General features: G+C 68.0%; 19 protein-coding genes and 1 tRNA gene. 11 read left to right on the top strand and 9 right to left on the bottom strand.

Annotation, left to right across the window (positions count from 1 at the left end; translation table 11 throughout):
* Positions 1-76: 76 nt before the first annotated feature.
* The 3 genes from CXQ96_RS02135 to CXQ96_RS02125 all read right to left on the bottom strand — a co-directional run bounded on the left by CXQ96_RS02135 (position 77) and on the right by CXQ96_RS02125 (position 3813).
* The gene (locus CXQ96_RS02135) at positions 77-1018 is read right to left on the bottom strand and encodes an ABC transporter permease (protein ID WP_104116357.1); all 942 of its coding nucleotides are present in this window, start codon (positions 1016-1018) and stop codon (positions 77-79) included.
* Positions 1015-2019 (bottom strand): ABC transporter permease, encoded by a 1005-nt coding sequence (locus tag CXQ96_RS02130; protein ID WP_104116356.1) that lies wholly within the window; start codon positions 2017-2019, stop codon positions 1015-1017. The genes CXQ96_RS02135 and CXQ96_RS02130 overlap by 4 nt, the downstream gene beginning before the upstream one ends.
* A gap of 99 nt (positions 2020-2118) precedes the next feature.
* Complete coding sequence (locus tag CXQ96_RS02125) at positions 2119-3813, bottom strand: ABC transporter substrate-binding protein (protein WP_104116355.1); 1695 nt, start codon at positions 3811-3813, stop codon at positions 2119-2121.
* Positions 3814-4215: 402 nt separating this feature from the next.
* On the opposite strand from CXQ96_RS02125, the gene CXQ96_RS02120 reads away from it, so the two are divergent.
* On the top strand, positions 4216-5031 hold the full coding sequence (locus CXQ96_RS02120; protein ID WP_258058736.1) for a DUF2332 domain-containing protein: 816 nt from the start codon (positions 4216-4218) through the stop codon (positions 5029-5031).
* A 7-nt stretch (positions 5032-5038) separates the two neighbouring features.
* Here the strand turns inward: CXQ96_RS02120 and CXQ96_RS02115 are convergent, their stop codons facing one another.
* The gene (locus CXQ96_RS02115; RefSeq protein WP_104116354.1) at positions 5039-6244 is read right to left on the bottom strand and encodes a MarP family serine protease; all 1206 of its coding nucleotides are present in this window, start codon (positions 6242-6244) and stop codon (positions 5039-5041) included.
* Between the two features lie 224 nt (positions 6245-6468).
* On the opposite strand from CXQ96_RS02115, the gene CXQ96_RS02110 reads away from it, so the two are divergent.
* Positions 6469-7146: a Crp/Fnr family transcriptional regulator gene (locus CXQ96_RS02110; protein WP_087028341.1), complete on the top strand. Its 678-nt coding sequence runs from the start codon at positions 6469-6471 to the stop codon at positions 7144-7146.
* A 149-nt stretch (positions 7147-7295) separates the two neighbouring features.
* Here the strand turns inward: CXQ96_RS02110 and CXQ96_RS02105 are convergent, their stop codons facing one another.
* The 3 genes from CXQ96_RS02105 to CXQ96_RS18000 are packed head-to-tail and all read right to left on the bottom strand — an operon-like array spanning position 7296 to position 8863.
* Complete coding sequence (locus tag CXQ96_RS02105) at positions 7296-8210, bottom strand: NUDIX hydrolase (RefSeq protein WP_104116353.1); 915 nt, start codon at positions 8208-8210, stop codon at positions 7296-7298.
* Between the two features lie 3 nt (positions 8211-8213).
* Positions 8214-8705: a RidA family protein gene (locus tag CXQ96_RS02100; RefSeq protein ID WP_104116352.1), complete on the bottom strand. Its 492-nt coding sequence runs from the start codon at positions 8703-8705 to the stop codon at positions 8214-8216.
* Between the two features lie 2 nt (positions 8706-8707).
* Entirely contained in the window at positions 8708-8863 is a 156-nt protein-coding gene (locus CXQ96_RS18000; RefSeq protein ID WP_137370103.1) for a DUF4177 domain-containing protein, read from the bottom strand.
* 35 nt (positions 8864-8898) lie between these two features.
* On the opposite strand from CXQ96_RS18000, the gene CXQ96_RS02095 reads away from it, so the two are divergent.
* The 5 genes from CXQ96_RS02095 to CXQ96_RS02075 all read left to right on the top strand — a co-directional run bounded on the left by CXQ96_RS02095 (position 8899) and on the right by CXQ96_RS02075 (position 16215).
* Positions 8899-11283 (top strand): transglycosylase domain-containing protein, encoded by a 2385-nt coding sequence (locus CXQ96_RS02095; RefSeq protein ID WP_104116351.1) that lies wholly within the window; start codon positions 8899-8901, stop codon positions 11281-11283.
* Positions 11284-11344: 61 nt separating this feature from the next.
* Positions 11345-12232: a metallophosphoesterase gene (locus CXQ96_RS02090; RefSeq protein WP_258058772.1), complete on the top strand. Its 888-nt coding sequence runs from the start codon at positions 11345-11347 to the stop codon at positions 12230-12232.
* A 112-nt stretch (positions 12233-12344) separates the two neighbouring features.
* Positions 12345-14168: an ABC transporter ATP-binding protein gene (locus CXQ96_RS02085; RefSeq protein WP_104116349.1), complete on the top strand. Its 1824-nt coding sequence runs from the start codon at positions 12345-12347 to the stop codon at positions 14166-14168.
* A complete protein-coding gene (locus tag CXQ96_RS02080; protein ID WP_104116348.1) occupies positions 14165-16039 on the top strand; it encodes an ABC transporter ATP-binding protein in 1875 nt (624 codons plus the stop codon). Before CXQ96_RS02085 ends, CXQ96_RS02080 begins: the two co-directional genes overlap by 4 nt.
* A 99-nt stretch (positions 16040-16138) precedes the next feature.
* A tRNA-Pro gene (locus CXQ96_RS02075) sits at positions 16139-16215 on the top strand.
* 98 nt (positions 16216-16313) lie between these two features.
* On the opposite strand, the gene CXQ96_RS02070 is transcribed toward CXQ96_RS02075, so the two are convergent.
* Both CXQ96_RS02070 and purD read right to left on the bottom strand, forming a co-directional pair.
* Positions 16314-17213 carry a phosphoribosylaminoimidazolesuccinocarboxamide synthase gene (locus CXQ96_RS02070; protein ID WP_104116347.1) on the bottom strand — a complete coding sequence of 300 codons (900 nt, stop codon included), beginning with the start codon at positions 17211-17213 and terminating at the stop codon, positions 16314-16316.
* Entirely contained in the window at positions 17210-18502 is a 1293-nt protein-coding gene (purD, locus tag CXQ96_RS02065) for a phosphoribosylamine--glycine ligase (protein ID WP_104116346.1), read from the bottom strand. The genes CXQ96_RS02070 and purD overlap by 4 nt, the downstream gene beginning before the upstream one ends.
* A 99-nt stretch (positions 18503-18601) precedes the next feature.
* Between purD and CXQ96_RS02060 the strand changes: the two genes are divergently transcribed.
* The 4 genes from CXQ96_RS02060 to CXQ96_RS02045 all read left to right on the top strand — a co-directional run bounded on the left by CXQ96_RS02060 (position 18602) and on the right by CXQ96_RS02045 (position 23259).
* Positions 18602-20317, top strand: a complete 1716-nt coding sequence (locus tag CXQ96_RS02060) for a molybdopterin-dependent oxidoreductase (RefSeq protein ID WP_104116345.1) — start codon at positions 18602-18604, stop codon at positions 20315-20317.
* 128 nt (positions 20318-20445) lie between these two features.
* A complete protein-coding gene (locus CXQ96_RS02055; protein ID WP_104116344.1) occupies positions 20446-21450 on the top strand; it encodes an asparaginase in 1005 nt (334 codons plus the stop codon).
* Between the two features lie 13 nt (positions 21451-21463).
* A complete protein-coding gene (locus CXQ96_RS02050) occupies positions 21464-21829 on the top strand; it encodes a sterol carrier family protein (RefSeq protein ID WP_104116343.1) in 366 nt (121 codons plus the stop codon).
* On the top strand, positions 21826-23259 hold the full coding sequence (locus CXQ96_RS02045) for a DUF2079 domain-containing protein (RefSeq protein ID WP_181036328.1): 1434 nt from the start codon (positions 21826-21828) through the stop codon (positions 23257-23259). The genes CXQ96_RS02050 and CXQ96_RS02045 overlap by 4 nt, the downstream gene beginning before the upstream one ends.
* Position 23260: the final 1 nt, after the last annotated feature.

Here is a 23260-nt window from a genome sequence, read left to right as displayed (position 1 = left end):
ACCCGGCAGCCGCCGTCGCACGCGGAAGCGGCCACCGAATCCCCGTTCGGTGGCCGCTTCTCGTATTCGCAGATGCCTACTTCTTGCGGGTCTTCGGATCGAGGGCCTCGCGCAGGGACTCCCCGAGCAGGGTGAACCCGAGCGCCGTGATGGCGATGCAGGCGCCGGGCAGGAAGGCCAGCTGCGGGGCGACCGCGAGCTCGACCTGGGCGTAGGTCAGCATGCGCCCCCATTCGGCTGCCTGGGGCAGTCCACCACCGAGGCCCAGGAAGGACAGCGCCGCCGCATCGATGACGGCGGTCGCGAGCGTGAGGGTCGCCTGCACGATCACCGGCCCCATGCTGTTCGGCAGCAGGTGGCTCATCGTGATAGTCCGGCGGCTCAGGCCGAGGGTCTGAGCGGCCAGGATGTAGTCCGCGCCGCGCTGGGAGAGCATCGAGGACCGCAGGAGCCGCGCGAAGATCGGGATCTGCGAGACACCGATGGCGATCATGATCGCGTAGGAACTCTGCCCCAGCACCGCAGCGATACTGACCGCGAGCAGGAGATTGGGAACGGACAGCAGGATGTCCACGAAGCGCATGATCACGTTGTCCACCCACCCTCCGAGGCCGCCGGCGAGGATGCCGAGCAGCATGCCGCCGGCGAGTCCGAGCGCCGTCGAGACCACCCCGATCAGCAGGGAGGCCTGGGCGCCCCAGATGAGCTTGCTGAGGACGTCACCACCGAAGCGGTCGAGACCCAGCGGGAATCCCTCGATCTCGCCCGGACCCGGAATGGTGGTCGGAGTGATCGAGGTGCGCCCCGGGAGGTCGTTGCCGCCGTACGGCGCGAGGAGAGGGGCGAGGATCGCGACGAGCAGGAACAGTCCGATGATGACGGCGCCCACGATCGCCTGCGGGTTCTTGCGCAGCCGGAGGAAGGCGTCCTTCCACAGGCCGGTGCCCCGCCCCGTGTCGATGGCGGGATCGTTGGGAGCCGCTGAACCGCCGGCGGCGGGAGGCAGGATGGTACTCATTGCACACGCACCCTCGGGTCGATGACGGAGTAGGAGAGGTCGACGATCAGGTTGATCAGCGCGTAGAGGATCGCGATGAAGATGATGAAGCCCTGAAGAACCGGATAGTCGAGCCCGAAGATCGCATCACGCAGGAACCGACCGATCCCATTGAAGGCGAACACGGTCTCGGTCAACACCGCGCCCGAGATCAGCAGTCCCAGCTGCAGCCCGATCGTCGTGACGACGGGAAGCATTGCGTTCCGCAGGATGAAGCTCCCGCGGATGGTCCGCTCCATGAGTCCTTTTGCCCGCGCCGTGCGGACGTAGTCGGCATTCTGTACCTCGAGGACCGACGCCCGGGTGATGCGGACGATGATCGCCAGCGGGATGGTGCCGAGAGCCAGCCCGGGGAGGATGAGGTGGAGGAAGGCGTCCCACGCGGCGTCGTACTCGCCCGTGAGCAGTCCGTCGAGGACGTAGAACTGCGTGTAGTGCGTCGCGTCCATGCGGGGGCTCTGCCGGCCGTCCGGAGGCAGGAGGGACCACTGGATGGCGAAGAGGTATTTCAGGATGAAGGCCAGGAAGAAGACGGGCACGGTGATGCCGACGAGGCTCAGGACCACGGAGCTGTGGTCGAGGAACCGGCCGTAGTGCCGCGCGGCGAGGTAGCCCAGCGGCACCCCGACGCCGATGGCGAAGATCAGGGCGATCACCGTGAGCTCGAGGGTCGCCGGGAAGCGGGTGGCGAACTCCTCGAGGACGGGACGCCCGGTGTTGATCGACACGCCGAAGTCGCCCTGGAGCAGCTTGCCGATGTAGGTCAGGTACTGCGTGATGAGGGGCCGGTCGAAGCCGTAGAGCTCGTTGACCCGGGCGATCGCCTCGGGGGTCGCCTTCTCCCCCAGCAGCGCTGTCGCCGGACCGCCCGGGAGGCTGCGCACCCAGAGGAACAGCAGGATGGACAGTCCGAACAGGGTGGGGATGAGCAGCGCTAGCCGCTTACCGATGACGCGTAACACTCAGTTCCTTCCGGGTTGACCGGCTGCTGCCGGACAGGGGTTGTGCACAGCACGGGCCGGCCACCTCGTCGATGGCCGGCCCGGACGACGGTACTGCTGCTACTCGCTCAGCTCGATATCCGTGAAGACCTCGTCGTTGACGGGGCTTGCCGGGTAAGAGGTGACGCGGGGCGCGAAGGCCAGCGAGGGGGCCGGATGGGCGAGCGGGATGGCCGGGTTGAACTGGGCGATCTGCTCGTTGATGTCCTTGTAGAGCTCCGTCTGCTGGTCGCGGTCGCTGATGCCGCGGGCCTCGTCGAGGGCCGCGAACAGTTCGGGGTTGTTGAAGCCGAATTCGAGCTTCTCCTGACCGAAGAAGACGCCGATGAAGTTGTCGGTGTCGTTGTAGTCGCCGGTCCAGCCGAGCAGGTGCAGGCCGTGGTCCGGTGTGCCCTGGACCTGGTTCAGGTAGTCGGGCGACCATGCGGCGGGAGCCGGGTTGACGGTGATGCCCACCTCACTGAGCTGTGCCTGCAGGTTCGTGAAGACCTGCTCCGGGGTCGGCATGTACGGACGCGAGACGTTCGTCGGGTAGTTGAACGTGACCTCGAAGCCCTCGGGGTAGCCGGCCTCGGCGAGGAGCTCCTTCGCACGCTCGGGGTCGTACTCGTAGGTCGTGACGTCCTCGTTGTAGCCGTCGACGACCTCCGGGATGAACTGCGTGGCGACCTTCGTGCCCTCGGGCAGGGTCTGCGAGACGAGCGCGTCCTTGTCGATCGCGTGCGCGATGGCTTCGCGGACCTTCGGGTCCTTCAGCTCGGGGATTGCCTGGTTCATGCCGAGATAAAGGATGGTAAACGGATCGCGGGGCGTGATGTTGTAGCCCGCATCCTTGAGCGATTCGGTGTCCGCGGGAGCCACGAGGTCGTAGCCGTCGATGTCGCCGGCCTCGAGGGCCTGGCGGCGTGCCTGGGGATCGTCGATGATGCGGAAGATGGTGTTGGTGATCTGGCCCTTGTCACCCCAGTAGTCGTCGTAGATCGACAGTTCGAGCTGCTGCCCGACGTCCCAGGAATCGAACTTGAAGGGACCGGTTCCGACGGGGTGGCCCAGGGCGTACTCGCTCAGGGACGGCGCCTCGGCGGTCCCACCGATCTCATCCGCGGCGAACTCCTCGAGCGCCGTCGGGCTCTGCATGGCGAAGGCCGGAAGCGACAGCGCGGCGATGAATCCAGCGAACGGCTTGGCGAGATTGACGGTGACCTCGTTGTCGCCGTTGGCTTCGCACGACTCGTAGACGGCGTTCTCCGGGCTGTCTGCGAAGCCGCGGAACAGGGAGCCGTAGTAGTAGGACGTCGTCTCGGCCTGCTGGATCCCGGTCCAGTTGTACCAGCGGTCGAAGTTGAAGCAGACCGCTTCAGCGTTGAACGGGGTGCCGTCGTGGAAGGTGACGCCTTCCTTGAGCTGGAAGTCGGTGGACAGACCGTCCTCGGCAGTCTCCCAGGACTCCGCGAGCAGCGGAGCCGGGTCGGCGGTGCCGGATTCCACGCCGACGAGGCCCTCGAAGATCTGGCGGCTGACACGGAAGGACTCGCCGTCGCTGGCGAAGGCCGGGTCGAGCGACTTCGGGTCCGAGGACGCGGCGAAGACGAAGGTGGAGTCGACGGCGCTCTCGCCCTCGGCACCGGTGTTCTCCTCACGCTGGCTCTGCACGCAGCCGGTCAGGAGGAGTGCGGCGATGGAGAATCCTGCGGTGAGCGCAGCGCGTTTCCTCGCGAAACCTGCACCTCGCACGGATGTGCCTCGGTTAGACATGTGTTGCTCCCTGGTGAACGAGTGATTCCTACCGGATGTAACCGGTATCCATGGGGACCACAGCGGCGAACGCGCTGATCCGTGTGACGAGCCTAACTTCCGGAGAGTCCCGTGGCGGTATTTTCGGGGCATCCATGGTTACGATTTGGCATCGCGGAACACCCGCCCGGAGGACGTCATCCTCTCGATACATCCCCGAAACCGGAGGACTGATGACTGAAACAGACGCCGCAACATCGGTACGCTACAGGCGGTTCGCGGAGATCGAGGCTCGGGGCTACTCGCCGACGTACGACGAGTGGTGCATCGGCATCAGCGGCGACCCGGAACTCCTCGCCCTGCTCGACACCCTTCCCCCCCCCCCGCCGCCAGCCCAACCTGTTCCTGGGCGCGGCCCGTTTCGTGGGTGCCCCGCTGGGCGACTACGCCTCCTTCCGCTCGTTCGTCCTCGACCGCTGGCCCGGCATCCGCGACGTCATGGCGAGCCGCAGCACCCAGACCAACGAGGCCGGCCGTTGCGCCGTCCTCCTCCCGTCCCTGGCTGCGATCAGTGCGTCCGAGGGAAGGCCGCTGGCCCTGATCGAGGTCGGTGCATCGGCCGGCGTGTGCCTGTACCCCGACCGGTACGCCTATTCCTACTCCCCCGGCCCCGTGCTGGAACCCGCAGGAGGATCCCCGGTACCCCCTCTGACATGCTCTGCGTCGGGGGACGTGCCGTGGCCGTCCCGGCTCCCCGAGGTCGTGTCGCGGAGCGGCGTCGACCTGAACCCCCTGGACGCCGAGAACGACGACGACACCCGGTGGCTCGAGGCGCTCGTCTGGCCGGAGCACGGCTTCCGTGCCGAGCGGTTGCGCGCCGCACTGGGGGTCGTCAGGGCAGACCCGCCACTGCTCGTCCGCGGCGACCTCAACGAGCACGTCCTTCCGCTGATCGACCGTGCGCCGTCGGACGCCGTCGTCGTCGTCTTCCACAGCGCGGTGCTCGCCTACCTCGACCCCGCCGGGCGGGAGCGCTTCCGTACCACGATGCTGCGGCTCGCGGAGGACCGAGCCCGGCCGCTGCACTGGCTTTCACACGAGGGCCAGGGCACCCTGGCCGGCGTGGCCGGGGCGATGGAGAAGGCGCCCGGGGAACGGGATGGCCGCTTCGTCCTGCAGCACAACGGGCGGACCGTCGCCCGGACGGGACCGCACGGGCAATCCATCGAGTGGCTGTAGCCGGGCGTCAGCCGCGGGTGCACTGCCCTGCCGAGACGGCGTCATTCAACGCCGGAGCACTCTCGGCGATCGGCCGGAGCTCCTCCAGTGACAGGGCGTACCCGACCGGGGCCTCTGCGGTGGATTTGGCGAAGACCACTCCGGCGACGCGGCCCTGCAGGTCGAGCAGCGGGCCGCCCGAGTTCCCCTGCTGGACATTCGCAGCGAGGCTGTACACCTGTAGGGGCCGAGGGTCGGCGCCGTAGATGTTGTTCACGAGCACGGGCGACAGGCCCTGCACGCTCGCGGGCTGGATCCGGTAGGGCCCACCCGCCGGGTAGCCGGCAAAGGCGACCGTCGATCCGTTGTCGAGTTCCTCGCCGAGCGGAAGCGGCGCCGCCTCGAGGTCGTCCACGGCGATGACGGCGATGTCGCGGGCCGTGTCGAGCTGGACGACGCGGCCGGGCAGCGCGCCACCGCCGGGCACCTCGACGACCGGCTCGTTCACTCCGGCGACGACGTGCGCGTTGGTAACCACCCGGCCCGGCGCCACGACGAACCCTGAGCCCGTCTGGTTCTGCCCGCACTGGAAGGCGGTGCCGGTGATCCGGACGACAGACGCGGCGGCCGCCGCGAGCTCGGGAGTGTCCACCGACTCGTCGGGGATTTCGGCAGGGGCCACGGGGCCGACGCTCTCGAGGATCGTGGGGATGCCGTCGTCGACCGCGATAGTCCTCAGTTGCGCCATCCAGGTGCGGACCGGCCCGGGGGTCGCGGTGTCGATGGCACGGATGACCTGCGAGGCTGCGAGTTGCTGGGACAGGAACGGGACGCCGAGCGTCCCCACGCTGAAAGCGAGCATCGACAGGACCAGAGCGGCGACGACGACGTTCACCACGCCGCCGAGGATCCGGTCGATGACGCGCAGCGGCGGGAAGTCGGACCAGCGGCGGATCGATGCGCCGAGCGCTGAACCGACGGCCTGTCCGACGATGATGAGGACGATGACCGTGCCGATGACCGCGATCAGGCGCCAGGGGTTGTCGGGCACCCAGGCGCTGACGAGGGGGATCGCGAAGAATGCCGCAATGGCTCCTGCGACGAAGCCGGCGATGCCACCCAGCGTCACGAGGAACCCGTTGCGGAGACCGCTCACGAGGTAGCCGAGGAGGACCACCACCAGGATGAGGTCGAGGAGGGTGAACTCGGCGAGGTTGAATTCCGGCACGTACATTCTCTCCTGGCTATGAACGACGGGGCGCGGCATGGCTCCCGGCACTGCGAGCGATTCTAGCCGTCAAGCATGGGAGCACGGTGGGAGGAATGGGTGCACTGCCGGCAATACGGGCCGCACGCCGTGTATCAGTCGTCACAGCCGCTCCCGTACGGCAAGATGGACAGGAGAAGACAGCGGGGACAGCCGCAGGACGACGCACTAGAGACGCATCAGGAGAATTCATGGACATCGAGGTACTGCGCCGGGCGCCCCTCTTCGCATCACTCGGAGACGACGTCTTCGCCGCACTCACGGACGAGTTGATCGAGGTGGACCTCCCCCGCGGCTCGTCGGTCTTCCGCGAGGGCGACCAGGGCGACCAGCTGTACTTCATCGTCTCCGGCAAGATCAAGCTCGGCCGCACGGCGCAGGACGGGCGCGAGAACCTTCTCGCGATCCTCGGCCCGGGCGAGCTCTTCGGCGAGATGGCCCTCTTCGATCCCAGCCCCCGCACCGCGACAGCGACCGCAGTGTCCGAGACGCGACTCGCGGGCCTGAAGAACGAGAACCTGCGCACGCTCCTCGAAACCCGGCCGGAGGTGTCGGCCCAGCTGCTGCAGGCCCTCGCCCGACGGCTGCGCCGCACCAACGAATCTCTCGCCGACCTCGTGTTCAGCGACGTCCCCGGCAGGGTCGCGAAGGCTCTGCTCGATCTCGCGGACCGTTTCGGCAGGCCTGCCACGGACGGCATCCTCGTTGCCCACGAGCTGACGCAGGAGGAGTTGGCTCAGCTGGTCGGCGCTTCGCGTGAGACGGTCAACAAGGCCCTCGCCGAGTTCGTGCAGCGTGGCTGGCTGCGCCTCGAGGCGCGCGCCGTCGTCATCCTCGACATCCAGCGCCTGCGGCAACGCAGCCGCTGACCCATCGGTCGCATACAGGAACGGCACCTGCCCCTGGCAGGTGCCGTTCCTGTATGCGAGACCCTTCGTCCTCCACCATTGCCGGGAGGACAGGCGGAACCGTCGACGCGAACCCTTGCGGGCAGTGCCCGTCGGTACGCGCCCTGCTGTCAGCGACCGCGCTGGAACGATCCGCCCTCGGTGAGCTTCGGACACTCGACCTGCAGCATGAGGTTCCCCTCCTGCTCGGACAGCTGCGGGTGGTACACCTTCACCGGCCGCTTGTGCGAGAGGTACGCGATGCAGCCGCGCGATGACCCGATCTTCTCGAGGATGATCTCCACCGCGGGGACCGCGAGCTCGCTGAGCGTCCGGCCGACTGTGTTGGGCTGCCCCACCTCGTCACCGAGCTTCGTGGTGTCACGGTCCGCGACCTCCTGCGCAGCCCAGCGCCATTGCCCCCAGACACCCTTGCTGGCGAGGATGCTCGGTTCCTGATTCACCGGCTGCGCTGCAGCGAAGTAGTGGGTGTCGAAGCGGCGGTGCGCGAAGTCGGGGGTGAGCCAGTGCGAGAGCGGTTTGATCAGGTCCGTGCGAACGCCGAGGCCCCGACGCGTGAGGATGTCGGTGAAGCGGCACTCACCCTCGTTGATGGCCACGCGGGCCTTCATCCACTCCTTGGCCTGCGTGCCCTCGACCATCGACGACGCATCGGGGCCGGCGAGCAGCACTCCTGTCTCCTCGAAGAGCTCCCGGATCGCGCAGAGCACATGCCGGCGCGCCACGCGGTGATCGTCGACGCCGAGCGTCTTCGCCCAGGCCGACGGCGTGGGGCCGAACCACGGGAGGTCGTCGTCGTCGGATTCCTCGATGCTGCCACCAGGGAACCCGATCACTCCGAGCGGCGACTGCCCGCGGCGGTACGAGAGGTAGGTCTCCGTACCGATGGCGCTGTCGCGAAGCAGGACGACCGACGACGCCGGCCGGGCCTTGAGGGGCGTGCGCTCCCCGTGTTCGATCCAGCTCTGCGCCGCGGTGCGCTGGTCCGGGTGCACGGGGAAGAGCCTGGTGCTGAGACGGTCCACGGCTTAGACGAACTCCGCGATGACCTCGACCTCGACGGGCGAGTCGAGTGGAAGGACGGATACGCCGACGGCAGAGCGGGCGTGGACGCCTGCGTCGCCGAGGACGGCGCCGAGCAGCTCCGATGCGCCGTTGATGACGCCGGGCTGGCCGGTGAACGAAGGGTCGGACGCGACGTAGCCCACGACCTTCACGATGCGTGTGATGCGGTCGAGATCGCCGATCTGGCTCTTGATCGCAGCGAGGGCGTTGACGGCGCACGTTGCGGCCAGCGAGGTCGCGGTCCCGGCGTCGATTCCGCCTCCGGGTGCCCCTACCTTGCCCGAAACTGGGAGTTTGCCCTCAATAAAGGGCAGCTGGCCGGAGGTGTACACGTAGGAGCCCGTGACGACGGCGGGAACGTAGGCGGCTACCGGCGGAGCTACGTCCGGCAGGGTGATGCCGAGACCTGCGAGACGCGTCTCGACCGCCGAAACCGCTGTGTTTCCAGCAGACACTGCTAGCTCTTCTCCCTCTTGAGGTAGGCGACGAGACCATTGCCGTCCGGACCGGGAACCACCTGCACGAGCTCCCAGCCGTCATCGCCCCACTGGTCGAGGATCTGCTTCGTGGCGTGGATGATGAGCGGAATCGTCGAGTACTCCCATTTCGTCATGGGGAAAGCCTAGCGCTTGCTTGTAAACTGGAATAATGGCTGCGCGCAAATCACCCCTCTTCGACACGGCAACCACCCTCGGCAAGATCATTGCGTTCCTCGGAATCAGTGGACTCGCCGGCGTGCTCGCCGCAGGCCTCCTCGTTCCCGTGGCCGCGGCTGCCGGGACCGGGGCATCCGCCTCGATCCAGTTCTTCGAGGAACTGCCGGCCGAACTGGAGCGTGAGGCGCTCGCGCAGCCGACCAATATCCTGGCCGCGGACGGTTCGCTCATCGCGACTCTCTACGAGGAGAACCGGCAGCCGGTGACGCTCGACCAGGTGTCGCCGTTCATGAAGGACGCCCTGATAGCCATCGAGGACTACCGCTTCTACGAGCACGGCGGCGTGGACCTCGAAGGCATCTTCGGTGCGATCGCCAGCAACGTCTCCAGCGGGACACAACGTGGCGCCTCGACCCTCACGCAGCAGTTCGTGACCAACGTCCTGAACGACTCGGCGCGGCAGAACGGCGGGCAGGTCACCCTGAACGGCGGCGGCAAGTCGGTCGGCGACAAGCTGCGCGAGATGAAGCTCGCGATCGCGGTCGAGAAGGAGCTCTCGAAGGACGAGATCCTCGAGGGCTACCTGAACATCGTGCAGTTCAGCGGCACGAGCTACGGCGTCCAGGCGGCCTCGAAGTACTTCTTCAACGTGGACGCGAAGGACCTCAACATCCAGCAGAGCGCGTTGCTCGCCGGCGTCGTGAACGGACCGACGTACTACAGCCCGACGGACAACCCGGAGCGCGCGCTGCAGCGTCGGAACCTGGTCATCGATGCCATGCTGACGCGCGGGAAGATCACGCAGGAGGAGCACGACGCCGCCATCGCCACAGACCTGGGCCTCGTCGTCACGCCGACACTGAGCGGGTGCGTCGGCGCAGCTCAGGCCCCGTACTTCTGCGACTATGTCTCGCACCTCATCCTGAACGATCCCGCCTACGGAGAGACGGAGGCGGACCGCAGGAAGGTGCTCGAGCGCTCGGGACTGACGATCAGGACGACCCTCGACCCCCGTGTCCAGGCCGCAGCGCAGACGGCCGTCAACGAGACGGCCAACCCGGACACCACGGACGGCGCCGTCGGCCACACGATGCTCAGCCTGGACCCGAAGACCGGGAACATCCTGTCGATGGCCCAGAACACGCGCTACAACCCGGAGGTAGCCCAGGGGAACACGGTCCTGAACTTCAACGTCGACCAGTACGCGAATGGCGACCCCAGCAAGAGCCTCGGTGGCGGCGGCGGTTTCCAGCCCGGTTCAACCTACAAACCCTTCACGGTCGCCGCGTGGGTGGAGGCCGGCAAGGCTCTCAATCAGCAGGTGGACGGACGCAAGCGGACCTACCCGGAGGGGGACCGCTGGCGTGCAAGCTGCGTCGAGGGCGGCAATTACGTCATCAACACCCCGGAGCTCGAGGGCTACACGCCCCAGAACTACGGGGACGAGAACTACGGCACCAACACCGTCCTGTACGGTCTCGCGCAGTCGCTGAACACCATCACGATGGCCACTGCGAAGCAGCTCGATCTGTGCCGCATCCGTGACATCGCCTACGAGATGGGCGTCCACGAAGCGAGCAGCAGCGACGGCTCCCTCGCGGCCCCGTCCATCAACCCCCCGGCCCTCATCGGTGGCGGTGTAGCCGCCGCTCCGATGTCCATGGCGAAGGCCTTCGGTGGATTCGCCAACGAGGGGACGGTATGCGAGCCGCGGGCGATCACGGAGGTCACCGCGGTCGACGGAACCAGCTACCCCGTTCCTGCTCCCTCCTGCAAGCAGACCATCTCCAAGGAGGTCGCACGGGGCGTCAATGCAGCCACGCAGGAGGTCATGCGGATCGGATCGGGTTCGACACTCCAGTACGGAGGGATCCCGATGGCCGGCAAGACCGGCACGAACGATGCCCGATCGCAGACCTGGTTCATGGGCTACAACTCGGACATGGTCACGGCGAGCTGGGTCGGTAACTGGCAGGGCGAGGGCGAGGGCAGCTCCCTCGGTGGGCTGCAGATCGGCGGCCAGGTCTACCCGGAGATCGACGGTTCCCTCATCGCGGCACCTTCCTGGGCGCGCTTCATGCAGCAGATTCCCGGCCTGTACGTGGGGACTCCCTTCGCTGCACCGCCTCCCGCCATGCTGAACGGCACGCAGCGCAGCACTACACCCGTCAACCCGCTCCGTCCGGCCTTCCCGATCGCCCCCGGCTCGAACACCGGGACCAACACCGGGACCAACACCGGGACCACCATCAACCCCGGTACTGGCACCGGTACCAACCCCGGTACTGGCACCGACAGTGGCACCGAGAGTGAGACCGGTGGTAACACTGGAGGAGACGCCGGCAACGGCACCGACAACGGCGGAGGGAACGACTAGCGTGACACCGACTCAGACATCCCGGAGCGGGGCACCGCTCGGCTGGGCGGCAGGTCTCACCCTGACTGCCGCCGCCGCAACCCTCGCCTACGCCTCGGCTGTCGAGCGCACGCTCTACCAGGTACGTGAAGAGACCCTTCCGATCCTTCCGGAGGGTGCCGCTGACCTGCGGGTCCTGCACCTCTCGGACATCCACATGGTGCCCGGCCAGAAGTCGAAGTCCGACTGGCTCCACAGCCTGGCCGGGCTGAAGCCCGACCTCGTGGTCAACACGGGCGACAACCTCAGTTCCAGGAAGGGATTGGGCCCGTTGCTCGAGGCGCTCGAGCCCCTCCTGCAGGTTCCCGGTGTCTTCGTACCGGGCTCGAACGACTACTACGCCCCGATGCTGAAGAATCCCCTGCGGTACTTCGCAGGTCCGTCGATCGCACCGAAGGAGTCGACACCCGAGGACCTGCCCTGGGCGGAGATGTTCAGTGCGTTCGGTTCTGCCGGCTGGGTGGACCTGACCAACAGGTCGCAGTCGATGGGGTTCAAGAACATCCGCATCGACTTCACCGGGGTGGACGATCCCCATCTCGACCGGGACCGCTACACTCCCTACCCTCCGGGCAGCAGCACCTCGGCGGAGGCGCCGCACATCAAGGTCGCCGTCGCACACGCCCCCTACCAGCGCGTCCTCGACTACTTCACCGACGGTGGAGCGGACCTGATCCTCGCCGGCCATACGCACGGCGGACAGGTGTGCGTCCCTGGCTACGGTGCGCTGGTCAGCAACTGCGACCTCCCGACCTGGCGCGCGCGCGGCCTGACCCAGTGGGAGGCGAACGGTCGGACCGTGCCACTGAACGTGTCGGCCGGCATCGGAACCTCCCGTTTCGCACCGTTCCGGCTTGCCTGCCGCCCGGAAGCCGTGCTGCTGACGCTTACTCCCCGAAGCGCGCGGTAGCCAGCACTTCCTGGCTTCTTCGGGTCCTGCACATCGTGATCTGCTGTGCAGCGCCCTGACCTAGAATGGTTGCTGAGGGACACCAACAACTATCGATGACCGAAGAGTTGGCATGAAGAACCAGACCACGCTGTGGGAATCGCTCGGACGGCTCTACCCGCATGTCAAACCCATCATTCCCCGGCTCGTCCTGGGTCTGCTGTGCGCCCTCGGAGCGAGCGTCATGGCCCTCGCCATCCCCCAGGTGCTGCGCGTCCTCATCAATGACGCCCTCGCCGAAGGCGCCTCCGCCCGCACTGTCTGGATCGCATCCGGCGTCGTCCTGCTGCTCGGAGTCCTCGAGGCGACGTTCGTAGCACTACGCCGCCAGTTCGTCATCGCCCCGGCAACGACCGTGGAGACGAGGATGCGCACGTCCTTCTACCGCCATCTGCAGAACCTGACCGTCGAGTTCCACGATCGGTGGGGCAGCGGGCAACTCCTCTCGCGCGCCATGAGCGACCTCAACCTGATGCGGCGCTGGATGGCATTCGGCCTCATCATGCTGGTGGTCACTTCGCTGACCGTGGTGATGGGCGTGATCGTCATGTTCATGACCAGTTGGGCCCTCGCCTTGATCTTCGTCGCGGCCGCCGTTCCACTGATGATCTACGGCTACCGCTTCCGTACGTCCTACAGCCGGGTATCGCGCAAGAGCCAGGACCAGGCCGGAGACCTCGCCACGACGGTCGAGGAGTCCGTGCACGGGATCCTCGTCCTGAAGGCCTTCGGTCGGAGCGGCGAGGCGCTGGAGGACTTCGAGGAGCAGGCGGAGGAGCTCCGTCGGACCGAGATCTTCAAGGCGAAGTCGCTCGCCAACTTCTCCATGGTCGTCACCCTGCTCCCCGAGCTCGCGCTCGGCGCCTCGCTCGTCGTCGGCGTGACACTGGCGGCCAGCGGTGACGTCTCCATCGGGGCGCTGGTGGCCTTCTTCGCGACGGCGGCCGCGGTGGCCGGGCCCGTGGAATTCATCGGTCCGCTCCTCGCCATGACCTTCACGGCGAAGACCGCCATCGACAGGCACTACGAGGTCATGGAGTCGGAGAACACCATCACCGACCCGGCGGAGCCCGTCCACCTCGAGGCACCGCGCGGTGATGTCGTGTTCCGCGACGTGCACTTCCGGTACCCGGATGCGCAGGACGACAGCGATGACGTCCTCGACGGCATCGACCTCCAGCTACGGGCGGGCGAGACGATGGCACTGGTCGGCGTCACGGGATGCGGCAAGAGCACGCTCCTCCAGCTGGTCCCACGCCTACACGACGTCACGGGGGGCAGCATCAGCATCGACGGGGTGGACCTCCGCGCTCTCAGCCTCGACGAGCTGAGGACGCTCGTCGCCGTGGCCTTCGAAGACACCACCCTCTTCTCCAGCTCGGTGCGGGACAACGTCCTCATGGGCTCCGACGCCGTCGGCTCGGCCGCAGACAGGGTCCTTGCGGAGGCGATCGAGGTCGCGCAGGCGCAGTTCGCCTACTCCCTGCCCGAAGGTCTCGACACCCTCATCGGAGAGGAAGGCCTCAGCCTGTCCGGTGGCCAGCGCCAGCGGATCGCACTGGCACGTGCGATCGCGGCGCGTCCCACGGTGCTGGTGCTGGATGATCCGCTCTCGGCACTCGATGTCGCCACGGAGGAACGCGTGGAAGAGGGGCTCCGTGCGGTCCTGAGCTCGACGACGACGCTCATCGTGGCGCACCGTCCTTCCACCGTCGCCCTGGCCGACCGCGTGGCACTCCTGCAGGAAGGCCGCATCACGGACGTGGGAACGCACTCCGAACTGCTGGCCCGCAGCGACCACTACCGCTACGTCATCGCCAGCCTGGATGACGAGGAGATCGCGCAGCTCGGTCGCGCCGAGCAATCCGTGCACGACGACGAGGAGGCGTTGGCATGAGCCGTACCACCGCAGCACCGGGGGACGGCCCGAAGAGCGCCAGAAACGCCAGGAACGCTCAGGGCCCCACGTCCGCCGGGGTCCTGAACGAGGACGATGTCCTCCTCGACCGCGCGCAGAGCAGGTCGGTCCGCTCGAGGTCCTTCCGGCTGCTCGGCTCCCTCATCCGCCCGAACCGCCGGCAGTTCATCTGGACGGTGGTGCTCGTGGTCATCTCGCAGGCTGCCCGGGTCGCGGGGCCCGCCATCATCGCTTTCGGGATCGACCGCGCGCTTCCCGCACTGATCGCGGGGGATCCGCTTCTGCTGTGGTTCGCCGGTGGCACCTACCTGCTGGCAGCCGTGCTCGCCTCGGTCCTGACGGCGGGATATGTCCGGGCGACGGCCCAGCTCAGCCAGGCGATGCTACTGGACCTCCGCGTGCGGGTCTTCAGGCACACGCAGCGGCTGAGCCTCGAATTCCACGAGAAGTACACGTCCGGGCGCATCATCTCCCGGCAGACCTCGGATCTCGAGGCGCTGCGGGAGCTCCTGGATTCCGGCGTCAGCTCCCTTGCCTCCGGAGCTGTCTTCATGCTCTTCACGGCGGCCACCATCTTCGCGCTCGACTGGCGCACCGGCTTCCTGATCCTGGCCGCGGCAGTACCCATGTTCTTCCTGGCGCGCTGGTACCAGAAACACTCCCAGATCGCGTACCGCGAGTCGCGCGTGGTGTCGGCGAAGCTGATCGTCCACTTCATCGAGACCATGACCGGCATCCGCGCCGTGAAGGCCTTCCGGCGGGAGGCAGTGAACGCGGAGCGCTACGACGAGCTCGCGGAGGACTACCGCAGGGTGACGGTCCGCTCGATCAACCTGAACGGCGTCTTCCAGCCCGGTCTCGTGCTGATCGGCAACGTGACGGTCGCCGTCGTGCTCGTGTTCGGCGGGTTCAGGGTGCTCGGAGGCACGCTCGAAGTGGGAGCCCTCCTCGCCCTGATCCTCTACAGCAAGCGCTTTTTCCAGCCCGTGGACCAGATGGCGATGTTCTACAACTCCTTCCAGTCCGCCTCCGCTGCGCTCGAGAAGGTCTCCGGCCTGCTCGAGGAGGTGCCCACCGTCCGGCCGCCGAAGAACCCGGTATCCCTGCCCAGCCCACACGGTGCCATCGAGTTCCACGACGTCGCATTCCGCTACGGCAGCGGGCCCGTGGTGCTGCCGACGATGAACCTGTCCATCCAGGCGGGGCAGACCGTCGCGCTCGTGGGACAGACGGGCGCCGGGAAATCCACCCTCGCAAAGCTCATCGCCCGCTTCTACGACGTGTCCGAGGGCAGGCTGACGCTCGACGGCGTGGACCTCCGGGACCTCGCATCGACCGACCTGAGGCGCGCGGTCGTCATGGTCACGCAGGAGGCCTTCCTCTTCAGCGGCTCAGTGGCGGACAACATCGCCCTGGGAAAGCCCGACGCGAGCCGTGAGGAGATTGTCGCTGCGGCCCGCGCGGTCGGCGCGGAGCAGTTCATCCTCGAGCTTCCCGAAGGCTTCGACACGGACGTCAACAAGCGCGGTGGTCGGGTCTCCGCGGGTCAGCGGCAGCTCATCAGCTTCGCCCGTGCGTTCCTGGCCGACCCGGCCGTGCTCATCCTCGACGAGGCGACGTCCTCGCTCGACATCCCGAGCGAACGCCTCGTGCAGGAGGGGTTGCAGAAGCTGCTGGGCAAGAGGACGGCCCTGATCATCGCGCACCGGTTGTCCACCGTGGCGATCGCCGACCGCGTACTGGTGGTGCATGACGGCCACGTCGTGGAGGACGGCACGCCGGCCGAGCTGATCGCCGGTACGGGCCGGTTCGCGACCCTGCACGCCGCGTGGAAGGACTCCCTGGTCTGATGGCCCGCGGAATGGTTCCGCCCGGTTTTCCTCGCCGCTGATCCTCGGCTATTCTTGGACAGTTGCCGATCGGGAGGCTTGGCCTTACGGACGCGACATCGGGGTGTGGCGCAGCTTGGTAGCGCGCGTCGTTCGGGACGACGAGGTCGCAGGTTCAAATCCTGTCACCCCGACCAGTGAGGAAAGGCCCGCCGGCATCTGCCGGCGGGCCTTCATCTTTCGAACTCGGTCCTGGTCCGGCACGGTGACCGGGCGAACCCGGCACCAGCGGCGATCAGACGAAGGTGCGGCCCGTCAGCCGTTCGTAGGCCTCGATGTAGCGGGAGCGCGTACGCTCGACGACGTCGTCGGGCAGCGCAGGGGGTTCCGACCGGCGGTCCCAGCCCGAGGCATCGGAGGTCAGCCAGTCCCGGACGAACTGCTTGTCGAAGGAGGGCTGCGCCTGCCCGGGCGCGTAGAGCGCTGCGTCCCAGAAGCGTGACGAGTCGGGCGTCAGCACTTCGTCCCCGAGGGTGATTCGGCCCGAGACGGGATCGAGCCCGAATTCCACCTTGGTATCGGCGAGGATGATCCCCCGCTCCCGCGCGATGGCCTCGGCCCTGGTGTAGATGTCGAGCGTGAGCGACCGGAGCTGCGCGGCGGCGTCATCGCCCACCGTCATGACGACGGCGTCGTACGTGATGTTCTCGTCGTGCTCGCCCACCTCCGCCTTGGCCGACGGCGTGAAGAGCGCGGGTTCCAGACGCCATCCGTCCACGAGCCCCTCCGGCAGCGGCAGGGAGCACACGGTCCGGGACGCCTGGTACTCCAGCAGGCCGCTGCCGGTGAGGTAGCCGCGGGCGATGCATTCGATCGGGTACATGACGAGCTTCCGGCAGATCATGGCCCGGCCCTCGACCTCGGCGGGCACACCTCCGGCGACGTCGGAGGCGATCACGTGGTTGGGAATGCCCTCGAGCCGCTCGAACCACCACAGGCTGAGCTGCGTCAGGACGCGTCCCTTGTCGGGGATAGCTGTCGACAGGACGTGGTCGTAGGCGCTGATGCGGTCACTGGCGACCACGAGCACGACGTCGTCGGTCCCGTCCTCCGGCTCGTACAGGTCACGGACCTTGCCTGAATAGACATGCCGCCAGCCGGGCAGTTCGGGGTGCGCGGGCGCGAAGACGCTCATGCCGTCGCCGCTGCGGGGCCGGTGACCGTGACCTCGGCGCGTGAGGCCTTGAGGGCGATGTCGGTGCGGAACTGCCCACCCTCGAGCTCGATGTGGGAGAGGCTCTCGTAGGCGGTGGACCGCGCGTCCTGGAGTGAATCGCCGAGACCGACAACAGCGAGCACCCGGCCGCCCGCACTGACCACCTTGCCGTCGCGGGAAGCAGTGCCTGCGTGGAGGACCTGGGCGCCCGCCACCTTCGCGGCCTTCTTCAGTCCGCGGATGCGGCGCCCTGTGGCGGGAGCGTCCGGATAGTTCTCGGACGCCAGCACGACGGCGACCGCCGTTTTCGGCGACCAGTTGAGCTGGTCGATCTGGTCGAGGGTTCCCTTGGCTGCGGCGAGCAGCACGCCCCCGAGCGGCGTCGTCAGGCGGGCCAGCACGGCCTGCGTCTCCGGGTCGCCGAACCGCGCGTTGAATTCGATGACGCGCACCCCGCGCGTGGTCAGGGCGAGGCCCACGTAGAGGACACCGGCGAAGGGGGTTCCGCGATGGGCCATCTCGTCGATGACGGGTTGCGCCACACGCTCGATGACCTCGTCCACCAAACTCGCGGGAACCCACTCGAGCGGTGAGTACGCGCCCATTCCGCCGGTGTTCGGTCCCTGGTCGCCGTCGTGGATGCGCTTGAAGTCCTGTGCGGGCGCCAGCGGGACCACCGTGCGTCCGTCCGAGAGCACGAAGAGGGATACTTCGGGACCGTCGAGGTACTCCTCGATGACCACACTGCCCCCGGCCTGGAAGCACGCCGACGCATGGGCCAGTGCAGCGTCGAGATCGTCCGTCACGACCACACCCTTGCCCGCGGCCAGTCCGTCGTCCTTCACCACGTAGGGGGCTCCGAAGGTGCACAGCGCCTCGTTCGCCTCCTCGTCCGTGGTGGCGACGCGTGCCATGGCTGTCGGGACGCTGGCTGCCGCCATGACCTGCTTCGCGAAGGCCTTGGACGCCTCGAGCTGGGCTGCTGCCCTCGTGGGACCGAAGACGGGGATGCCTGCGTCGAGCAGTGCATCGGCGACACCGGCCGCGAGCGGCGCTTCCGGCCCGATGACCACGAGGTCGGCAGCGAGGCTGCGCGCGAGGTCGGTGACGACGGCGGGATCGTTCGCGTCGACGTCGTGGATCGGGACGTCCTCAGCGATTCCGGCATTGCCGGGTGCCGCATGGACCTCCCGCACGAACGGGTCGGCCACCAGGGCCCGGACGATGGCGTGTTCGCGGCCTCCGGGGCCCAGCACAAGTACCTTCACAGTAGGACAGCGTACTGGAGGCACTCAGGGCGACACAGTGTGCGTCCTCGTGAGGGCCTCGGTACCCATACTGCCGGCGTCCCTCTCCGAATACCTCGCATGAGCAACTCCATCAAGCCCCGCCGCGGCATCACCCTCCTTGCCGCCCTCGCAGGGGTCCTCTCCGCCGGCGTGGTGCTCGGTATCGCCGAGCTCGTCGGCGCCTTCTTCCGCGCCAGTGCGACCCCGGTCATCGCGATGGGTTCGACGTTCATCGACTTCACACCACCCTGGATGAAAGATTTCGCGATCCGGACGTTCGGTACCAACGACAAGCTGGCGCTGCTGGTCGGGATGGCTGTCACCATCGCGATCCTCGCCGCGATCCTTGGCATCGTGGCGATGAAGCGCTGGATCCTCGGGGTCGCGGGAGTGCTCCTGATGGGTTCGATCATCGTGGCGTGCGTCCTCACCCGCGCGGGGGCATCCCTCCCCGACGCGATCCCCACCGTCGTCGGCACGGCCGCCGGGCTCCTTGCCCTTCGCTGGCTGACCGCTCGCCTGCGCCACGCCGCCGTCGCCGGCCCCTCGGGTTCTCCCACCACCGGGGTCACGACGGACGGTTCCGATCCCGCCGGTGTCGCCATGGCGCGACCACGGTTCCGCGCTGCGTCCCGCACCCCGTCCCGCACCCCGTCCGCCCGGCACGTCGACGGCACCCCGGTCAGCGCACGGGCCGCGGCTGCGGCGACGGGAACGACCGGCACCACCTCCCGCCGCGGGTTCTTCGCAGCGGCGGGAATCACCGCCGTCGTTGCCGTGGCAGCAGCAGGGGGCGGGCGACTGCTGGCCGGCGCCCGCAACAACATCGCGGCGGTGCGGGACAGCCTCCAGTTCCCCTCGCCCGCCAGTCCAGCGCCGGCGTTACCCGCCGGAGTCCAGTCTCCCGTTGCGGGCGTGACACCCTTCGTCACCCCGAACAGCGAGTTCTACCGCATCGACACCGCGCTCAGCGTTCCCCAGCTCACCACGGACGACTGGGTGCTCCGCGTCCACGGCATGGTGGAGGAGGAATTCGAGTTGTCATTCCAGGATCTTCTCGACGCCGATCTCATCGAGCGGCACATCACGCTGACGTGCGTCTCCAATCCCGTCGGTGGCTACCTCGCAGGCAACGCGAAGTGGTTGGGCTACCCGTTGCGGGAGGTGCTGGCCCGTGCCAAACCGCTCGACGGCGCCGACATGGTCCTCTCCACGAGCTCCGACGGCTTCAGCGCCTCGACTCCCCTTCCCGTGCTGCAGGACGACCGCGACGCCATCCTCGCCATCGCCATGAACGACGAACCGCTGCCGGTGGAGCACGGTTTCCCCGTCCGCATGGTGGTGCCGGGGTTCTTCGGCTACGTCTCCGCCACCAAATGGGTCGTCGACCTGGAGGTCACGCGGTTCGCGGACAGGAAGGCGTACTGGACCGATCGCGGCTGGTCCGAGATGGGACCCATCAAGACGATGGCCCGCGTCGAGGTTCCGCAATCCTTCGCGTCGCTCGACGCCGGACCGGTCATGATCGGCGGCGTGGCCTGGTCCCAGCAGCGGGGCATCACGAAGGTAGAGGTCTCGGTGGACGGCGGGGACTGGGAAGCGGTGACACTCGCGGCCGAAGCATCGGTGGACACCTGGCGCCAGTGGTCGCACGAGCTCACCCTGGAGCCCGGCCTCCACACGGTGAGGGCACGGGCGACGGACGCTGTCGACGGCCTCCAGACGGACGAGCGGGCCGACACGGTCCCCAACGGCGCGTCGGGCTGGCAGTCGGTGCAGTTCACGGTGAAGTAGGTGAAGCAGCAGCATCCCCGCGGAGATCTCCAGGACCTGCGCCCACCGGATGACCGTCCTCTCCGGTGGGCGCAGTTGCCCCGGGGGCGTCATCGGTTCCACGGAGACGGATAGGGAATACTGGAACCATGCCCTCCACCTTCACTACGGCTGATGCCGTGGACTTCGCCGTCCTCGAACGCAACGGCTTCATCGAGTCCCGCCACGTGGGTTCTGCCGTCGTCCTCGCCGCAGACGGCTCGGTCGTGACAGAACTCGGAGACATCGCCAGCCCGATCTTCCCCCGCTCCACGCTCAAGCCCTTCCAGGCACTCGCCAGCATGAAGGCCGGCGTGCCGCTGCGGGGCCCCCAGGTGGCCCTCGCGGCGGCCAGCCACGTCGCCAGCAACGAGCACATGGCCGTGGTCCGCAGCATGCTCGATGCCGCGGGTGTCACGGAGAACGACCTCCAGTGCCCGGCGGACTGGCCCCAGGACGAGGACGCGCGCAACGAGCTCGTGCGCAGCGGCAAGGGCAAGCAGCGCATCGCCTTCAACTGCTCGGGCAAGCACGCCGCCTTCCTCTGGGCCTGCACGGAGAACGGATGGGACACGGCGACCTACCTCGAGCCCACGCATCCCCTCCAGCGTTCGGTGGCGTCGGTCATCGAGGAGTACACGGGAGAGCCCGTGGCCGCGTGGGGCGTGGACGGCTGTGGCGCCCCGGTAGCCGCCGTGTCCCTCACGGGCCTTGCGCGCGGCATCGGCAAGATCGCCAAGGCGCCGTCGGACAAGCACGCCGACGCGCGCGCGGCGACGATCGCCACCGCGATGCTCGACTACCCGTGGGCCGTGCACGGCAACGGGAGGGAGAACTCCGTGGTCATGGAGGACCTGGGGGTCATCGCGAAGAGCGGTGCCGAGGGAGTCCTCGTGCTCGCTGCCCGGACCGGCGCATCCCTCGCCCTGAAGGTCCTGGACGGCAATGCCCGGGCGGCCACGCTCGTCGGCCTGACGCTGTTCGCCGCATCCGGCGCGATCGATGCCGACAAGGTCGGGCCCGTACTGGAGAAAGTCGTTCCCCCGGTCCTCGGCGGCGGCCGCGCCGTCGGCAGCCTCCGCCTCGCCGCCCCGATCATGGCACTGCTCGACTAGGAGCGGCAGAACCATGGCACGGCGACGTATTCCACGCGAGGACGGCCACCACGCTCTGGACCTGGTGGCGGCAGGCTCGGCCGGGCGTTCCGAGCTGGCGACCGCGGTGCGCTTCACGCTCGAGGAACTCGCCGAACTGGCGCCCGGCAACAGCGTCGAGGTACGGGTGCCGCCCTTCGGCGTCACCCAGTGCGTGGAAGGCCCACGCCACACGCGCGGCACTCCGGCCAACGTCGTGGAGACCGATGCCGCCACCTGGCTCGCCCTCGTCACCGGCTCCACAACCTGGTCCGACGCCGTCGCTGCCGGAAAGGTCGCTGCCTCGGGACTGCGTGCCGACCTGAGCGACTGGCTGCCCCTCTTCGGGCGCCCCGCGTGAGCGCCGGTGCTCCTACGAGGAACACGGTCTCCGCAGGCTGGGCAGCCACTGTCGCGGCGGTGCGCCGCCAGCCCCCCGGCGCCTGGCTGACCGGCCTCCTGGCTGCCGTCCTGTATTCCGTCTTCTCCGTCACGCACTGGCACAGGTTGAGTTCGCCCTCCTGGGACCTGGGCATCTTCACGCAACTCGCCAAGGCCTATGCCGACCTCGCCACCCCGATCGTGCCCATCAAGGGCGAGGGCTTCAACCTGCTCGGCGACCACTTCCACCCGCTGCTCGTGCTGCTGGGACCGGCGTACGCCGTCGCGCCGTCAGGCCTGACCATCCTGATCGTGCAGAACCTCCTCTTCGGCCTGTCGGTCGCCGTCGTGAGCCGGGTCGGCATCCGGCTCATCGGCACGCCGGCCGGGGTCGCCGTCGGCGCCGCCTATGCCCTGTCCTGGGGACTGCAGTCGGCGGTTGCCGCGCAGTTCCACGAGATCGCGTTCGCCGTGCCGATCCTGGCGCTGAGCCTCGAAGCGGTCCTCCGGCGTCGAGCCCTGCCCGCCGTCCTGTGGGGCGGGCTGCTCGTGTTCGTCAAGGAGGACCTCGGGCTCACCGTCATCGCGCTCGGCCTGGTCATCGCGTTGCGGCTTCGCACCGCCGTCGGTCTCTGGCTGGCCGTCTGGGGTGCGCTGTGGCTGATCATCTCCGTGCGGCTGATCCTGCCGGCGTTGAACGCCGGCGGGCAGTACGACTACTCCGACCGCATCGACGTCAGTGCGATGATCGCGGATCCCGTCGGTGCCCTCGTCGACCTCGCATCCGGCACGGCGAAGCACCAGACCCTCCTGCTGCTCCTCCTGGCCGGCGGATTCCTGTTCCTCCGCTCCTCACTCACCCTGGTCCTGTTGCCGACCCTGCTGTGGCGATTCGCCTCGGGCCAGGAGGGGTACTGGGGACCGGAGTGGCACTACAGCGCCGTCCTGATGCCGGCGCTCTTCCTCGCACTGGTGGACGGCGTGCACGCTCTTCGGAGAAGCCGCCGCGACTGGCTGCGCAGCACCGCAGTCGTGGGCGTTCCCGCCGCCGTCGTCGGCTGCCTCGTCCTGCTGCCAACCCAGAAGTTCGGCGTGCTCCTCGAGCCGGAGACGTACCGGCAGTCCGAGCGCTGGGACGCCGCCCACCGCATGATGGACCTCATTCCCGAGGAATCCAGCGTCGAGAGCGGCGTGGTGCTGATGGCCTACCTCGTCCCGGACACCCGCGTGTACTGGCTCGGGAACGCCAATCCGCCGCCGGACTATCTCATCGTGGACGCCGATGACTGGAGCTGGGGACCGGTCCGGCCGAGCGACGCCGAGGCCCACGCCGAGGAGCGGTACGCCGGCACAGACTACGCGCTCGTCTTCAGCGAAGCGGGTTACCAGCTCGTCGAGCGGCAACGCTGAT

The sequence above is a fragment of the Arthrobacter sp. B1805 genome, from assembly GCF_002929745.1.
Lineage (GTDB): Bacteria > Actinomycetota > Actinomycetes > Actinomycetales > Micrococcaceae > Arthrobacter_D.
This window is presented reverse-complemented; position numbering and strand designations above follow the sequence as displayed.

Bases quoted from the DNA above. Each gene is read 5' to 3' on its own strand.
- CXQ96_RS02050 (WP_104116343.1), top strand. From the start codon at position 21,464: ATGGCACGGCGACGTATTCCACGCGAGGACGGCCACCACGCTCTGGAC.
- CXQ96_RS02055 (WP_104116344.1), top strand. From the start codon at position 20,446: ATGCCCTCCACCTTCACTACGGCTGATGCCGTGGACTTCGCCGTCCTC.
- CXQ96_RS02115 (WP_104116354.1), bottom strand. From the start codon at position 6,244: ATGTACGTGCCGGAATTCAACCTCGCCGAGTTCACCCTCCTCGACCTC.
- CXQ96_RS02095 (WP_104116351.1), top strand. From the start codon at position 8,899: ATGGCTGCGCGCAAATCACCCCTCTTCGACACGGCAACCACCCTCGGC.
- CXQ96_RS02070 (WP_104116347.1), bottom strand. From the start codon at position 17,213: ATGAGCGTCTTCGCGCCCGCGCACCCCGAACTGCCCGGCTGGCGGCAT.
- CXQ96_RS02085 (WP_104116349.1), top strand. From the start codon at position 12,345: ATGAAGAACCAGACCACGCTGTGGGAATCGCTCGGACGGCTCTACCCG.
- CXQ96_RS02135 (WP_104116357.1), bottom strand. From the start codon at position 1,018: ATGAGTACCATCCTGCCTCCCGCCGCCGGCGGTTCAGCGGCTCCCAAC.
- CXQ96_RS02060 (WP_104116345.1), top strand. From the start codon at position 18,602: ATGAGCAACTCCATCAAGCCCCGCCGCGGCATCACCCTCCTTGCCGCC.
- CXQ96_RS02125 (WP_104116355.1), bottom strand. From the start codon at position 3,813: ATGTCTAACCGAGGCACATCCGTGCGAGGTGCAGGTTTCGCGAGGAAA.
- CXQ96_RS02110 (WP_087028341.1), top strand. From the start codon at position 6,469: ATGGACATCGAGGTACTGCGCCGGGCGCCCCTCTTCGCATCACTCGGA.
- CXQ96_RS18000 (WP_137370103.1), bottom strand. From the start codon at position 8,863: ATGACGAAATGGGAGTACTCGACGATTCCGCTCATCATCCACGCCACG.
- CXQ96_RS02080 (WP_104116348.1), top strand. From the start codon at position 14,165: ATGAGCCGTACCACCGCAGCACCGGGGGACGGCCCGAAGAGCGCCAGA.